This window comes from Flavobacterium sp. SP2 (assembly GCF_057626655.1).
In genome coordinates, this window is the sequence record NZ_JBVHBT010000003.1 from 20,259 (window position 1) to 36,311 (window position 16,053).

The following is a 16,053-nucleotide window of genomic DNA, read 5'->3' on the forward strand; positions in this document are numbered from 1 at the left end:
AACGTCCTTACTTTCCTTAATGTTTTAAGTTTTTTCTGAAGCTATTCCAGTTATACATTTCAAGTCCTCACAAAAAAGTTCCATATCTATTGCTTTAAAAAGAGCTTCGGTTGGTCGCTTTTATAAAACTGGAAACGGTAACTTTTTCATTGTTCTGGGCTTTCCATTTCAAATGAAGTTCAACTGATATAAATGAAAATAATTTCCAGTGAGGTAATCTGGGCTAATTCGTAAAACTCCTATAAAAACAATCTTTTTTCTATCAAAATCATATAAATCATAATTAAAAGCACACAAAATTTGACAATTAGTGAAATTTTGAAGGAATTTTAATTCGTGTTAATTCGTGAAATTTGTGTAAAATCCACTATTTTTACCAAAAAATTATAAATTACTAATAAAAACATACAAATGGCATCAATTGCACAACAATTCGGAATGACCGAAGCCTTGGCTCAACTAGGCGTAAAAGCCATCAACGAAGGTACATCAACAGGACAAAAGAATTTTTCTAACGGAGAAATCTTAGAAAGTTATTCACCAGTTGACGGACAATTAATAGCATCAGTAAAAACTTCAACTCCTGCGGATTACGAAAAAGTAATGCAATCTGCAATTGAGGCTTTCAAAACATTCAAACTAATGCCAGCGCCACAACGTGGAGAAATTGTACGTCAGTTTGGAGAAAAACTTCGCAAAAACAAAGAAGCTCTAGGTAAACTAGTTTCTTATGAAATGGGTAAATCATTACAAGAAGGTTATGGTGAAGTACAAGAAATGATCGACATCTGTGACTTTGCAGTTGGACTTTCTCGTCAATTACACGGATTAACAATGCACTCAGAGCGTCCAGGTCATAGAATGTACGAGCAATACCATCCGCTAGGAATTGTCGGAATCATTTCGGCATTCAACTTTCCAGTAGCAGTTTGGGCTTGGAACACAGCGTTAGCATGGATTTGTGGTGACGTTTGCGTTTGGAAACCATCAGAAAAAACGCCACTTTGTGGAATCGCTTGTCAAAATATCATCGCAGAAGTTATCAAAGAAAACAACCTTCCAGAAGGAATTTCGTGTCTTATCAATGGCGATTATAAAATTGGAGAATTACTAACTTCAGATAAAAGAGTTCCTTTAATTTCGGCTACTGGTTCTACTAGAATGGGTAAAATTGTGGCGCAAACTGTTGCTGCTCGTTTAGGAAAATCATTATTAGAATTAGGCGGAAACAATGCCATTATTGTAACTCCAGATGCAGATATTAAAATGACGGTAATCGGAGCAGTTTTTGGAGCTGTTGGAACCGCAGGTCAACGTTGTACTTCAACTCGAAGATTGATTATCCACGAAAGTATTTATGATAAAGTAAAAGATGCTATTGTTTCGGCTTACGGACAGTTAAAAATTGGAAATCCATTGGACGAGAAAAACCACGTTGGACCGCTTATAGACACACATGCCGTAGAAATGTACAACAAAGCATTAGAAAAAGTAGTTGCTGAAGGTGGAAAAATACTTGTTGAAGGTGGTGTTCTTTCTGGCGAAGGTTACGAAAGTGGTTGTTACGTAAAACCTGCTATTGCAGAAGCAGATAATTCATTCGAAATTGTACAGCACGAAACTTTTGCTCCAGTTTTATATTTGTTAAAATATTCTGGTGATGTACACAGTGCTATTGAAGTTCAAAACGGAGTGGCTCAAGGATTATCATCGGCAATTATGACCAACAATTTGCGAGAAGCAGAAGCCTTTTTATCTGTTGCTGGTTCCGATTGTGGAATTGCTAACGTAAACATAGGAACTTCTGGAGCAGAAATTGGTGGTGCTTTTGGTGGTGAAAAAGAAACTGGCGGCGGAAGAGAATCAGGTTCTGATGCTTGGAAAATCTACATGAGAAGACAAACCAATACCATCAATTATACAACAAGTTTGCCATTGGCACAAGGAATTAAATTTGACTTGTAATTTTGATAAATTAATAAGAACATAATATTGAAAAAGCGTCCTGAAAATCATTTTAGGGCGTTTTTTTTGATTTAAAACGCAACTATTTTTAGAAATTTGCATCTTACAATTAAACAAACAAATTTACTTATATGAAAAAAATTATTGTACTGTTATTTTGCATGCCTTTACTTTTGGCATCGACTTGTGAAGATGAAAATGAAGAGGAAATTTTTTGTACTACAGAAGCAGTTGCTGCATTAAATGTATCTGTAAGTTTAGGAGCATCTAGTGCGATTACTAGTGATGGTGTAACTGTTGTTGCAACCGATGGTAATTATTCAGAAACATTAATTGTAAATGATGTTAACAATCCCATCTTTGTCGGCGCTTATGAACGACAAGGAAATTATACCATTACGGTTTCAAAAGAGGGTTATCAAACCTACACTTCTGAAATTATTTCCATAACAAGAGACGAGTGTCATGTGATTCCGGAACAAATTCATGTAGTTTTAGTGGCTAATTAAATTCAATTGCTTATATATAATGTAAAAGCGTCCCGAAATTATTGGGACGCTTTTTTATTTGTGTAATTTCAACTCGAAATATTTGTGTAAAAACTACTTTGTTTTCTTTACATATTGAGTTAAAATAAATATACTCTGGTTTTCCACACGTCCTTCAATAAGGTTGGCATCGTCCCAAACTAGTTTTATATTGTGCACAGCAGCGCCACGTTTTGCAGTGAATGTTGCGCCTTTTACATCTAGATCTTTCACCAAAACTACAGAGTCGCCATCTTTTAAAATATTTCCGTTAGAATCTTTGTGCATAATTTTCCCTTCGTCATCATCGGCTTCTCCTGTTGCTTTTGCCCATTCTAGAGCATCTTCATCAAGATACATCATTTCTAACATGTCGTTGTTTTTCAATCGTGCGTGCATACGCCAAGAAACAATTTGAACCGGAAGATTTTCGTTCCACATACTATCACCCAAACCACGCCAATCGTTAGCATTGGTAGTTTCGGGATTTTCTATTTGATCTTTTAATGTTTTGGTTATTAAAATACAGTTTTCTGGAATGTCTTCGGTTTTTGGTTCTACTAAATACACAACTAAATTTTCGTCGCTTCCGCTGATTTCACATTTAGAACCACTTCTGTCTTTTAATCTTTTTTCGGTTACTATACTCATCTTTATAAGTTGAAAGAGGCACCAATTTGAAATACAAATTGATTATTAAAACGCTCATATCCAATTGCATCTGGATTGAATTTAGCTAACGGAATTCCAGCTTCAGAATATAAACCGAATCCATTGGTAAAGAAATATCTTGCGCCAACGTGTGCTCCAAAATTACGCAACCCTATGTCCAAACCTGGATAAAAGTCAAATTTATCGCTAATGTCTAAAACGTTTCCAATATTAGCATTAAAACGTGCTTTGATATCGAATCGATCTTCAAATTTTGGAGTTCCAGCTGCTTTAGTTGTGTTTAGTAAATAGGACGTTGCAAAACCATAGGAAATATTTTCGCCAACACCAAAGTCTAATGTGGCTCCAATTCCAGTTGCATTTTCTTGCATTGTCGCTCCAATTTGAAACTTGGCATCACCTTTTCCTGTAAACGCTTGTCCAAAAGAAAACCCTACGGATAGTAATAAAAGGAATGTAGTTATTTGTTTTTTCATGATATTAAATTTATAAATAGGTAACAAATATAGCAATTCAGTACAAAAATTAGTATCATAATTTCAAATCTTTGTTATATAAATAGCAGTATTTGTAAAGTATCAATCTTATTGATTTTAAAAAAAATTAATGAAATTCAGATTCTAAAAGTTCTGTTTTTTTTAATTCCTTCCTTTTTCGTCAAAATACAAAGTATGTAGTGGTTCGCTTTGCCAAAATTGTTTGGTGTCTACATCCATAATCGTTAATGGGCCTTTAAAAGCTGCGCCTGTATCTACATTCCAAATGCAGGCTTTTTGCACTGGTAGTGTCACTCCAATTCTTGTAGTTGGCGTATGGCCAATATAAATTTCTTTATACAAAGTAAGCCGCTTTGGATAAAAGTCGCTCGATTTATCAAGATTTTCGTCTAATGATAGTGCGGTTTCCCACAGGGTTCTGTCCCAACTAAAAAATCTTGGATAATATTCGTATTCTACGCCATTCATGTTGGTAAAACCTGCATGTACAAATAATCGGTTTTGGTCGTCCAAATGATAGTTTACTAATGATTTTAAGAATTCAATATGTTCTTTTTTTTTGGCTTCAGAAACGCTGGCATATGCGTTAACTGTTGCTTCACCACCATGATTGTACCATTGCAAATTATCGCTGCTTTCATTTAACCAATTCAGCAACAATTCATCATGATTGCCACGAACGAAAATGCAGTTTTGCTTTTTGCCTAAATCAATTAAATAATCAATTACTTGTGGCGATTGGCTCCAGCCGTCAACATAATCGCCAAGGAATATTAAAGTATCGTTGGTGGTAACTTTGGCTCGTTCTATTATTTGATGTACTGCTCGTAAACCTCCGTGAATGTCTCCAATTACTAATGTTCTATTCATTTTTTCCATATTTCATCTTTCGCAAAATACGCATAACTTCTTTAAAACTCAAATAAACAACACTTTTCGGATGATTTTTTAATAACGGTTTTGCATCAATTAATAATTGCCGCGCATCACCAAATCCGTTGAGGTAACAAATCATTAAGGTAGAAGGTAAATTTTCCAAATCTTTTTCTTCTCGGTCGGATAATGGTTGTCCTTTCGATAGTTTAGAAAGCAATACCAAATTAGAATTATAAATGTGATACAACATTTTCCGGTTGTATTCAGGTGGTTCAAACAGTAATTGATTTTCCATTTTATAATAACCGTTATCATAAAAGCGAATGGTTACTTTCTCCAGAGGATAATAACTAGTTTTGTCATTCAGCCCAAGCGGAACGTGCTCTACAATGGTAAAACTGTCATCGTCGAACGTAATCGTAACCACATCCAAAGCCGAATAAAAAAGTTTAATTTGCTCGTTTATCAATTCAATATCAACGCGTGAAAGGTAATTGGTGTTTCGAATCCGTTTTGGATTTCCAGCCCAACAGATGACAAATAATTCTTTAAAAACTTTATATTTTGGCGAAATGTCTTTATGTCTAAAATTCATAAAATCAATTACGCCATCCAAGGTATACTCAATACTATTTCTAGAATTGTTTTCAATATCAATTACTGAAGACGTATTTTGATAATTGGTTTCAATCTCAGTTTCTAATGGAATGGAGTTGCTGCCAATTCTAATAAATTTCTGATTGGCGAAAATGGTATGAATGTTTTTTTTGAAATAGGAAACTTTAGATTTAGGTTTTATAGTTACTAATCCGACTACTTTATCTTTGGGCAAATTAGGAAAAGGTACATTTTCGTACTGAATTTTAGGCGGATTTTCCAAAAAAGCATTCACTAGATTTTGTATGCGACTGTCGTCAAAAAAATCATCGCCTACTATTTCATTGTCTTGATCTTCAACACCTACAACAATATAGGAATTATTAGTTGGATTAGAATTGGACAAAGCGCAAATGTGTTTTAAAAACTTGGCTTTTCCTTCGCGAGAATGCAAGTTCAACTGACGCTTTTTATCATAAAAACTGCACTCATCGTTGTGAGCTAAAAGGTTTTTAATCAAAAGACGCTTGTTTATCAAAATTATTTAAGATAGTAGATTAACGATTGCTGATTTCAGATGTTTAGAGTCTGTGATTAACTTTTACTTCTAAAATATTTTCATTATTCTGTTTTTTTTATAGTTACGTTAATTTAAAATTCAAAATTTCTAATTAATCACGGTTGCAAATCTAAAATCCAAAATCGCTAATCATCATTCATAAATCGTTAAGGTACTCTGTTCCCAATACTTTCCGTCCAAATGGCAAACCAATCTTCTTGGTCTAATTGTAAATCGGTTGCTTTCTGCAATAATTGAATTCGTGCCACATTTACAGTTCCAGCAACAGGAATCACTTTTGACGGATGTTGCAAAATCCACGAAAGCAAAATAGTGTCGGAGCCAACATGGTATTTATCAACCAAAGATGCCAGCAGTTTTTTCAGTCTTCTAGTTTGTTCCGAATCTTCTCTAAAAACAGTTCCAAGCGGATTCCAACTCATCGGTCTGATGTTGTGAAGCTGCATATAATCTAAACTTCCGTCTAACATTGGCTCCAAATGTGTTGCCGAAAACTGAATTTGATTGAATCCAATTTCGGTTTTTTGACGAATCAATTCCGATTGCGATGGTGTAAAATTAGAAAGTCCAAAATCAATAATTTTTCCTTCTGATTTGAGTTTTTCAATCGCTTCGGCAATTTCATCAGCCTGCATCAACGGACTTGGTCTGTGCAATAAAAGCACATCAAGAAAATCGGTTTGAAGATTTTTTAGCGAATTTTCAACACTCCAAATAATGTGTTTTTTAGAATAATCGTAATGCTTAATTTTGGTAGTTCGGTTCTTCGAAACCATTTGAATTCCGCATTTTGAAATAAACTGAATTTTATTTCGATCAATATTACTTTCTGCAAATGCTTTTCCAAACTCGGCTTCGGTTGTATAATCGCCGTAAATATCGGCATGATCGAATGAGGTGATTTTGTTTTCAATGCAAATATGCATTAAATGACTCATTTCTTGAGTAGATAATTTTTTGTCCCAGATTCCCCAATTCATGGTTCCGGCAACAATAGGTGAAAGTTTTGTAGTTGTCAATGTAAAAATATTTAAATAGTGTAATGAAGAGCGATTTGATTTAAAACTCTAAAATTACTAAAACAAAATCATAAATCATCCTTAAAAAGCGCTTAACTGCATAAGTTTTAACGCATTCTTAACATCTCTTTTATAATAAAATAATCAATTTTGAAATGTTAAAATTTTACACTTAATTGCAGCCTTTAAAAAAAGAAATATGGAAGAGAATATTGCGGCTTTAGACATTAGAGCAATCAATGAAAAAATAGAAAGAGAAAGTGCATTTATTGATCTATTGACCATGGAAATGAACAAGGTGATTGTAGGTCAAAAGCACATGATAGAACGATTACTTATCGGGCTTTTAGGTCAAGGTCATATTTTGCTTGAAGGTGTTCCAGGATTGGCAAAAACTTTAGCAATTAATACACTATCACAAGCCGTTCAAGGAAGTTTTAGCCGTATTCAGTTTACACCCGATTTATTGCCTGCAGACGTTGTTGGAACCATGATTTACAACATCAAAGCCAACGAATTTTCTATAAAAAAAGGTCCAATCTTCGCCAATTTCGTTTTGGCAGATGAGATCAATCGTGCGCCAGCAAAAGTACAATCGGCTTTGCTTGAAGCGATGCAAGAAAAGCAAGTTACCATTGGCGATACTACTTTTAAATTAGACAAACCATTTTTAGTTCTAGCCACTCAAAATCCAATTGAGCAAGAAGGTACATATCCTTTGCCAGAAGCACAAGTAGATCGTTTTATGCTAAAAACGGTTATCGATTATCCTAAAATGGATGAAGAGCGATTGGTAATTCGTCAGAATTTAAAAGGAAGTTATGAAAAAGTAAATCCAGTTGTTTCGGTAGAGCAAATTCTAAGAGCGCAAGAAGCTGTTCGCGAAGTATATATGGATGAAAAAATAGAAAAATACATCTTGGATATTATTTTTGCAACGCGTTATCCAGAAAAATATAAATTAGAATCTTTAAAACCATTAATCAGTTTTGGTTCATCACCTCGTGGAAGTATCAATTTGGCAACAGCTGCCAAATGTTACGCTTTCATAAAACGTCGCGGATATGTAATTCCTGAAGATGTTCGCGCCGTAGTGCATGATGTATTGCGTCATCGAATTGGTGTTACTTACGAAGCCGAAGCTGAAAACGTGACTTCAATGGATATTATCAATAAAATTGTAAACGAAATCGAAGTACCTTAAATCAGATGGCAGATTTCAGATTACAATACGTTTAATCTGAAATCTGCGTTCTGCGTTCTGCAATCTGAAAAAAATGGAAACAAAAGACCTATTAAAAAAAGTTCGTAAAATAGAAATTAAAACCCGAAGATTGAGCGATCATATTTTTTCGGGCGAATACCACACGTCTTTTAAAGGTCGCGGTATGACTTTTTCTGAAGTGCGACAGTACCAATATGGAGATGATATTCGAAATATCGATTGGAATGTAACTGCACGATATAACGAAGCGCATGTAAAGGTTTTCGAAGAAGAACGAGAACTTACCATGATGCTGATGGTTGATATTTCTGGCTCTGAAACTTTTGGAACCCAAAACCAAATGAAAAGCGAAATCGTAACTGAAATTGCAGCAACAATGGCATTTTCGGCAACCCAAAACAATGATAAAATTGGATTGATTTTGTTCTCAGACCAAATCGAATTGTACATTCCGCCTAAAAAAGGAAAATCGCACGTATTAAGAATTATTCGAGAATTAATAGAGTTTCAGCCTAAAAGTAAAAACACCGATTTATCGCAAGCATTAAAATTTTTATCTGGAACACAAAAAAAGAAAGCTATTGTATTCTTGATTTCCGATTTTATTGTGGATGATGATTACGAGAAAACACTGAAAATTGCTAGTAAAAAACACGATATAACCGGAGTTCGGGTTTACGATATCCGAGAAGAGAAAATGCCAAATATTGGTATTGTCGAAATGGAAGATGCCGAATCTGGTGAAATTATGATAGTAGACACGAGTTCCAAACAAAACCGATTGAACTACGAGAAGCACTATCAACAAAAAGTAAATCAGTTTAAAGATTTATTTTCAAAATGTGGTTCGGGTGTCATTAATACAAGAGTTGACGAAAGTTATGTAACCAAATTATTAGGATATTTTAAATCTAGATAATGATTTTAGATTGATGATTAACGATTTTAGATTTAAGATTTTTGGCGTCGTTCGTGATTAATTTTGAGTTTTGGGAATTTTAATAGCAAATGGATTTTAAAAAGTAAAAAAGATTAAAAAGTGACTGAAAAACGATACAATACCAGAACATAAAATTAATCATTGTCGATTGTACTACTTCTGCAATTAAAATTCGTTGATCAAGAATCAAAAAATAAAAATGAATAAACAAGAATTGGTAGAACGATTAATTGACTTTGCAGCTTTGATTATTTTGTTTACAAAAGATATTGAAAAGTGTTATGCAGGAAATCATTTAATGGGTCAAATTATTCGTTCATCAACATCTCCTGCATTAAATTATGGTGAAGCTCAAAGTGCAGAAAGTAAAAGAGATTTTATTCATAAAATGGGAATATGCTTAAAAGAATTAAGAGAAACTTTTAATTGTTTAAAAATTATTGAAAAGGCAAAATTAACTTCTAAAACAGAACAAATTAATGCTGCCAAAATAGAGGTTAATGAATTAATTTCAATATTTGTTTCAAGTATTAAAACTGCTAAAAACAATAATGACAAAAAATAAAAAATGAAGAGCGACAAAGTTCCAGAAGTAAAAAATAATCAAGGTTGTTCGTCTCACTTCTGAAATCAAAAATCGTTAATCTTCAATCAAAAATAAAATGAAGTTCAAAATATATATACTATTCTTCCTGATATCAACTTCGCTTTTTGCTCAAAAAGTGACTACTTCTGTTGATACAACTAAAAATAAAATTGGTGCCGAATTCAAGCTAACCTTAAAAACATCGGTAAATCAATCTGAAAAGGTAAAATTTCCTGACGCCAAAAATTTCGGAGCATTAGAAGTTATTCAATCGTATAAAATTGATACTATCAAAAACAACGACAGCTACGAATTGGTCAAAAAATACGGATTAACACAATTTGATTCAGGAACATATACCATACCAAGAATTAGAGTGTTAATCAACGGAAAACCTGTTTTTTCAGACAGTATAAAAGTTGAGGTTAGCAATGTAAAAGTAGATACTTTACGTCAAAAAATGTTTGATATTAAAAGTATCGAAACAGTTAAGGAACAAAGTACTTGGTGGATTTACGTTCTTGTAGCCTTAGTTTTCATTGGCTTGATTCTATTGGGAATTTGGTTGTATAAGAAATATAAAAATCGTCCAAAACAAGAAGTAGTAGTTTATAAATCGCCAATAGAAAAAGCCACCTCATTACTACAATCATTAGAAAGTAAAGAGCTTTGGCAACAAGGTGAAGTGAAAGAGTACTATTCTCAGTTAACCGATATCGTTAGAACGTACATCGAAGAAGAAATTCAAATTCCAGCAATGGAAAGTACAACGTCGGAGTTAATTTTAAGTTTGAAAAAAACGGCTTCACAAAAGAAAATGAAACTTTCTCCTGAAACGTTGAAGAATTTGGAAAAGGTTTTAAAACAAGCCGATTTAGTAAAATTTGCGAAAGTAAAGCCTTTGGATTTTGAAATTGAAGAAGATAAAAAACGCATCACATCTGCAGTTGTAAAAATCCACGATTCTATTCCTGTAGTTGTTGAAGAAAAAGACGAACTTATTGCTTTTAACGAGAAACAACTTGAAATCTTGCGTTTAAAAAAGTTAGCCGATAGAAGGAAAAAAAGAATTATTACCGCCTTTGGAATTTTCTTTGCAGTTCTTTTTGTTTCAACAACTATATCAATTTTAGTTAAAGGTTTCGATTATACCAAAGATTTAGTTTTAGGAAATCCGACCAAAGAGTTATTAGAAGGTGAATGGCTTTACAGCGATTATGGAAATCCAGGAATTAAAATAGAAACTCCACAAGTTTTAAAACGATTGGATGCCGAAAAAGTACTTCCTAAAAACGCAATGGCATTAATTAAAGAAATGCAACTGTTTGGTTATGGAAGTTTAAATTCTGATTTTTCAATAACACTAGCTACTAAAAAACTTAAAAAACCAGTTGAAATCAATTTAGAACAATTGGCCGATGAAAGTATCAAAGTCATGGAGTCGCAAGGCGCGTCGAATATTATTTTGAAACAAGAAGATTTTAAAACCAATCAAGGCGTTGAAGGTAAAAAAGCGTTTGGAACCTTTGTAATGATTGATAAAGGAAATAAATCGAGTGAGAAATTATATTATGAAATGCTGTTCTTCAAACAAGATGGCGGCATTCAACAAATAACCATTACCTACAAAGAAGGTGATAAATATGGAGCTGAAGTTTCGGGAAGAATTTTGAATTCAGTAGAACTTAAATACGCGCAAGAATAATGGGAACAATATCATTTTTAAATCCAGAATTCTTTTGGTTGTTTCTGTTAATTCCAGTAGCAATAGCGTGGCTTTTCTGGAAACGTAAAGAACAATCGGCAACCTTGAAAATAAGTTCGGTAAAAGGTTTTAAAACATCAAAATCACTTTTAGCTACCTTAAAACCGTATCTTTTTGTTTTAAGATTAATTGCTTTAAGTTCTATAATTATAGCTTTGGCACGACCAAGAACTGTAGATATAAGCAGTCAAACCAAAACTACCAAAGGTGTTGATATTGTAATGGCAATCGACCTTTCTAGTAGTATGTTGGCCAAAGATTTAAAGCCAAATCGTATGGAAGCGTTGAAAGACGTAGCTTCAAAATTTGTTGAAAACAGACCAAACGATAGAATAGGAATTGTAGCATATGCAGGTGAAGCGTATACTAAAACGCCAGTTACAAGTGACAAAGCTATTGTTCAAGAAGCCATAAAAGACATAAAATTTGACAATGTTTTACAAGATGGAACTGCAATTGGTATGGGATTGTCAACAGCTGTAAACCGATTAAAAGACAGTAAAGCTAAAAGTAAAGTTATTATTTTACTAACCGATGGAGTAAATAATTCGGGTTTTATTGAACCAGAAATGGCTTCTCAAATTGCAAAAGAATTTGGAATAAAAGTGTACACCGTTGGAATAGGAAGTAATGGAATGGCCTTATTTCCATATGCTTTGGCACCAAATGGAGATTTTTTATATAAAAACATGAAAGTTGAAATCGACGAGCAACTCATGAAAAATATTGCTACTAATACTGGCGGAAAATACTTTAGAGCAAGCAGCAACAGCAAACTAGAAAGTATTTATAACGAAATTAATAAACTGGAAACAACTGAAATAGAAGAACTTAAATTTTACGACTACGATGAAAAATTCCGACCATTTGTATGGATTGCAGGAATTTTGCTACTTGTAGAAGTTGGTTTGCGAAATACTATTTTTAGAAGTTTTATTTAAAGAAAATTAAAAATTGGGAATTAAGAATTAGTAATCATTCTTAATTTTTAATTTTTAGCTTTTAATTGAAAAATTATGTACGAATTAGAAGAAAAAGGATATTTTTATTTACTGTTAGTAATTCCAATTTTGGTCGTACTATTTCTATATGTACAAGTTTGGAAACGCAAAAAACAAAAAGAATTTGGTGATTTGGCTTTACTTGAAAAGTTGAGTCCAGAAAAATCGGTGTTCAAGCCAGTTTTAAAAATTTCGGTTATACTTCTCGCATTTGCTTTTTTGATAGTAGCATTGGTTAATCCAAAAATGGGTACAAAAATTGAAACAGTAAAACGACAAGGAATTGATATTGTTTTTGCTGTAGACGTTTCTAAAAGTATGCTTGCCGAAGATGTAGCACCCAATCGATTGGAGAAAAGTAAGCAATTGGTTTCGCAATTAATAAACCAGTTGGGAAGTGATAAAATAGGAATCATTGCTTATTCAGGAAGTGCTTTTCCAGTTTTGCCAATGACGTCAGATTATAGCGTTGCCAAAATGTTTATGCAGAGTATGAATCCCGGAATGATATCATCGCAAGGAACAATGATTGACGATGCCATAAATCTAGCACGAGAAAAATTCTTCGTAAAAAAAGAAAAAACCAGCAAGCTCTTAATTATTATTTCGGATGGTGAAGACCATTCAGAGCAAGCTGTTGACGCTGCCGAGGATGCCAAAGCAGATGGTATAAAAATTGTTACAATTGGTGTTGGGTTAGAAAAAGGAGGAACAATTCCGTTAAAAAGTTTAGGACAAGGAAGCGAATTGCAAAAAGATCAAGACGGAAATGTAGTGGTAACTAAGCGAAATGCTGATGTTCTTGATAAAGTTGCCAAAAGTACCGGCGGAATTTACATCGATGGTAATACTACCAAAGTCGTTCTCGAAAAAATAAAAGATTTGTTGGATAAAACGCAAAAAACTGATTTCGAAGGAACTCAAATGGCCGACTATAAGTCACAGTTTCAATGGTTCTTGGGTTTCGGATTTATACTTCTGTTTTTAGATATTTTCTTCTTAGAACGCAAGACAAAATGGGTTAAAAAGATGAATTTATTCAACGAGGAAAAGAGATAATCGTATAGAGAGAAAAGAATAAAGATGACAGATTATAGAAATTTAAAGATTTAAACAATTTGTGTAATTTGTGGTAAAAAAATAAAATATTTTAAAAATTAACGAAATAAATTAAACACCAATAATTTGTGAAAATTAGTGTAATTCGTGGCAAGAAAATGAGAAAAATACTTTACATACTATTTCTAATAACTTTTGCAGCAAACGCGCAAGAGAAAGATAAAAATTTGCCAAAAGGTAACGAAGAATTTCAGGCAAAAAAGTATGCTGATGCTGAAACTGAATACAGGTTGTCTCAGGCAAAATTTGCCAAAAAAGCACAATCATCTTATAATTTAGGAACTACAATTTACAAACAAAAACAATCTTCGGAAGCGAAGTATCAATTTCAAAAAGCGATTGTCGATGCCAAAACACGACCAGAAAAACACAAAGCATTTCATAATTTTGGAAATACTTTAATGAATGAAAAAAAATATGACGGCGCGGTTGAAGCTTATAAAAATGCGTTGCGTAATAATCCAGCAGACGAAGAAACACGATATAATTATGCTTTAGCTAAGAAAATGCTAAAAGAAAATCCGCCTAAAAAAGACGACAAGAAGGACGATAAAAAAGATAAAAATAAGGATAAAGACAAAAAAGAGGATAAGAAAGAAGACAAAAAAGACGATCCTAAGAAAGACAAGAAAGACGATAAAAAAGACCAAGGCGACAAGAAAGATAACCAAGATCAAGGTCAAAATCCGCAACCTAAACCCAATGATGTTTCGAAACAAAAAATCGAAAACTTGTTGAATGCCGTAAATAATGAAGAAAAGAAAGTTCAAGATAAAGTAAAAGCACAAAAAGTAAAAGCGCCAGTTAAGAACGAAAAAGACTGGTAAAATTAATTGAAAATGAAGAAGGCACTTTTATTGTTTTTTACAATCATTACATTTTCTGTTTCAGCACAGGTAAAATTTACTGCCGAAACTGACAGAAATTCCTATGCACTAAACGAAACCATCCAAATAGCATTCGAAATGAATGTGGATGCCGATAATTTTAGATTGCCTAAAATGGACGCTTTTAAAGTTGAAGGACCATTTTTAGTGATGCAAAATTATAACATTAATGGGCGTCGCGGATTTCTTAAAACGTACAAATATTTTTTAACCGCGAAGAAACAAGGTGAGTTTGTAATCAAGGAAGCTCAAATTGAATACGGCGGTAAAACCTTCACCACAAATCCCATAAAAATTAAGATTACCAAGGCAATTCCAATGCCTAAAAATCCGAATCAGAACAACCAAAACAATCAGTATTACGACCCGTTTGACGACCCGTTTTTTAATCAAGGTCAAAACCAGCAACAAGCACAAACTAATTATGGCGAAGGTGTATTTCTTGTCGCTGAGGTTTCTAATAAAAATCCGTACGTAAACGAACCTATAAAAGTAGTTTACAAAATATATTTCGATCCACGAGTTCAAATTGGCAATGTTAGTGATGTAAAAAAACCAAAGTACAACGGTTTTTGGAGTCAGTTTTATGATTTTAATCGTCCAGCAGTTCAAGCCAATTATAAAGGAAAAATATATGGAATGTCAATTCTGGGAAGTTCAATTTTGTATCCATTAGAATCTGGAAGTAAACCCATTGAACCTTTTTCGTTTGAAGCTGAAATAGAATATCCAACAAATGAACGGGATATAATAGGAAATCCAGTGTATGCCAAAACTCGAAAAAGATTGTCATCTGGAACACAATTATTAAACGTAAAAGCATTGCCAACTGCTGGTAAACCTGATGATTTTTCGGGTGCTGTGGGAAGTTTCAGTTTTGATGTTACGCCTTCAAAAACTACATTAAAAAGTGGCGAATCATTAGATTTGGATGTTTCAGTATCTGGAAACGGAAATCTAAAATTATTCAGTCTTCCAAAACCAATTGTTCCCGCAGCATTGGAATTGTACGATCCTAAACACGACGAAAATGTGCAAACGCCACTTTCGGGAATGATAGGTTCTATAAGTGATAAATACTCGATAGTGCCGCAGTATAAAGGAAACTATCCGATAAAACCAATGCGTTTTAGCTATTTTGATTTAAAAACTAAATCCTATAAAACGATAACTTCACCACAAATTGTGATTAATGTTTTAGACGGACCAGATTTTGCTTCAGCACAAAAAGATACTTTGAAAAATGCAAAAGGTAAACAAGAAGTTTCTAAACCATTTGCAACTATTAAAGCAAAAACTGTTTTTGTAGCAACTAAAAGAGACGATTTTTTAGGGTCTAAATTGTTTTACATGTTATTGTTTCTACCCTTTGTATTAATTCCTGTAATCGTAATTATTCGAAGAATAAAAGAAGCTAATGACGCCGATATTGTTGGAAATAGAATTAAGAATTCCAACCGATTGGTTAAGAAATATTTATCAGAAGCCAAGAAGCAACTTAAAAATAAAGAAGCGTTTTACATTGCATTGGAACGAGCGATGCACAATTTCTTAAAAGCCAAGTTGCGTATTGAAACTACCGAAATGAGTAAGGAAAAAATCACTGATATTCTGCTTTCGCGCAAAGCAAATCCAGAAACGGTAACCGAATTTATAAATCTTACAGAAAACTGCGAAATTGCACGATATGCACCAGCAACTAGTGTTAGTATTCAGCAAGATTTTGAAAAAGCGATAAGTATAATTTCTGAATTAGAAAAACAGATAGCTTAACCACTAAGTACACAAAGTAGGCAC

Annotated in this window: 15 protein-coding genes; 10 read left to right on the forward strand and 5 right to left on the reverse strand. The window is 33.3% G+C overall.

All coding sequences use genetic code 11. From position 1 onward, the window contains the following. Window positions 1-411: 411 nt before the first annotated feature. Together amaB and ACZ098_RS07995 are read left to right on the forward strand one after the other, a co-directional pair. Window positions 412-1,965: an L-piperidine-6-carboxylate dehydrogenase gene (amaB, locus tag ACZ098_RS07990; protein ID WP_487311230.1), complete on the forward strand. Its 1,554-nt coding sequence runs from the start codon at window positions 412-414 to the stop codon at window positions 1,963-1,965. Between the two features lie 131 nt (window positions 1,966-2,096). Next, the gene (locus tag ACZ098_RS07995; protein ID WP_487311231.1) at window positions 2,097-2,474 is read left to right on the forward strand and encodes a peptidase associated/transthyretin-like domain-containing protein; all 378 of its coding nucleotides are present in this window, start codon (window positions 2,097-2,099) and stop codon (window positions 2,472-2,474) included. Between the two features lie 93 nt (window positions 2,475-2,567). Here ACZ098_RS07995 and ACZ098_RS08000 read toward each other — a convergent pair whose 3' ends face one another. The 5 genes from ACZ098_RS08000 to ACZ098_RS08020 all read right to left on the reverse strand — a co-directional run bounded on the left by ACZ098_RS08000 (window position 2,568) and on the right by ACZ098_RS08020 (window position 6,733). Continuing rightward, window positions 2,568-3,143 carry a PhnA domain-containing protein gene (locus ACZ098_RS08000; RefSeq protein WP_487311232.1) on the reverse strand — a complete coding sequence of 192 codons (576 nt, stop codon included), beginning with the start codon at window positions 3,141-3,143 and terminating at the stop codon, window positions 2,568-2,570. Window positions 3,144-3,145: 2 nt separating this feature from the next. Then, entirely contained in the window at window positions 3,146-3,640 is a 495-nt protein-coding gene (locus ACZ098_RS08005; RefSeq protein ID WP_487311233.1) for a DUF6646 family protein, read from the reverse strand. A 162-nt stretch (window positions 3,641-3,802) separates the two neighbouring features. Beyond that, entirely contained in the window at window positions 3,803-4,531 is a 729-nt protein-coding gene (locus tag ACZ098_RS08010) for a metallophosphoesterase family protein (protein WP_487311234.1), read from the reverse strand. Next, window positions 4,524-5,672 (reverse strand): DUF5929 domain-containing protein, encoded by a 1,149-nt coding sequence (locus ACZ098_RS08015; RefSeq protein ID WP_487311235.1) that lies wholly within the window; start codon window positions 5,670-5,672, stop codon window positions 4,524-4,526. The genes ACZ098_RS08010 and ACZ098_RS08015 overlap by 8 nt, the downstream gene beginning before the upstream one ends. A gap of 188 nt (window positions 5,673-5,860) precedes the next feature. Next, complete coding sequence (locus ACZ098_RS08020) at window positions 5,861-6,733, reverse strand: aldo/keto reductase (RefSeq protein ID WP_487311236.1); 873 nt, start codon at window positions 6,731-6,733, stop codon at window positions 5,861-5,863. A gap of 199 nt (window positions 6,734-6,932) precedes the next feature. Here ACZ098_RS08020 and ACZ098_RS08025 point away from each other — a divergent pair, with 199 nt between their 5' ends. From ACZ098_RS08025 to ACZ098_RS08060, 8 genes are all read left to right on the forward strand, one after another. Continuing rightward, a complete protein-coding gene (locus ACZ098_RS08025; protein ID WP_487311237.1) occupies window positions 6,933-7,937 on the forward strand; it encodes an AAA family ATPase in 1,005 nt (334 codons plus the stop codon). A gap of 73 nt (window positions 7,938-8,010) precedes the next feature. Then, complete coding sequence (locus tag ACZ098_RS08030) at window positions 8,011-8,877, forward strand: DUF58 domain-containing protein (protein ID WP_487311238.1); 867 nt, start codon at window positions 8,011-8,013, stop codon at window positions 8,875-8,877. A gap of 220 nt (window positions 8,878-9,097) precedes the next feature. Further along, window positions 9,098-9,463: a four helix bundle protein gene (locus ACZ098_RS08035; protein ID WP_487311239.1), complete on the forward strand. Its 366-nt coding sequence runs from the start codon at window positions 9,098-9,100 to the stop codon at window positions 9,461-9,463. Window positions 9,464-9,560: 97 nt separating this feature from the next. After that, entirely contained in the window at window positions 9,561-11,189 is a 1,629-nt protein-coding gene (locus ACZ098_RS08040; protein ID WP_487311240.1) for a BatD family protein, read from the forward strand. Next, window positions 11,189-12,190, forward strand: coding sequence for a vWA domain-containing protein (locus ACZ098_RS08045; protein ID WP_487311241.1), 1,002 nt, complete (start codon window positions 11,189-11,191; stop codon window positions 12,188-12,190). The genes ACZ098_RS08040 and ACZ098_RS08045 overlap by 1 nt, the downstream gene beginning before the upstream one ends. Window positions 12,191-12,265: 75 nt before the next feature. Continuing rightward, on the forward strand, window positions 12,266-13,309 hold the full coding sequence (locus ACZ098_RS08050) for a vWA domain-containing protein (RefSeq protein WP_487311242.1): 1,044 nt from the start codon (window positions 12,266-12,268) through the stop codon (window positions 13,307-13,309). A gap of 158 nt (window positions 13,310-13,467) precedes the next feature. Next, on the forward strand, window positions 13,468-14,196 hold the full coding sequence (locus ACZ098_RS08055) for a tetratricopeptide repeat protein (RefSeq protein WP_487311243.1): 729 nt from the start codon (window positions 13,468-13,470) through the stop codon (window positions 14,194-14,196). 12 nt (window positions 14,197-14,208) lie between these two features. Further along, complete coding sequence (locus ACZ098_RS08060) at window positions 14,209-16,029, forward strand: BatD family protein (protein WP_487311244.1); 1,821 nt, start codon at window positions 14,209-14,211, stop codon at window positions 16,027-16,029. Window positions 16,030-16,053 lie beyond the last annotated feature (24 nt).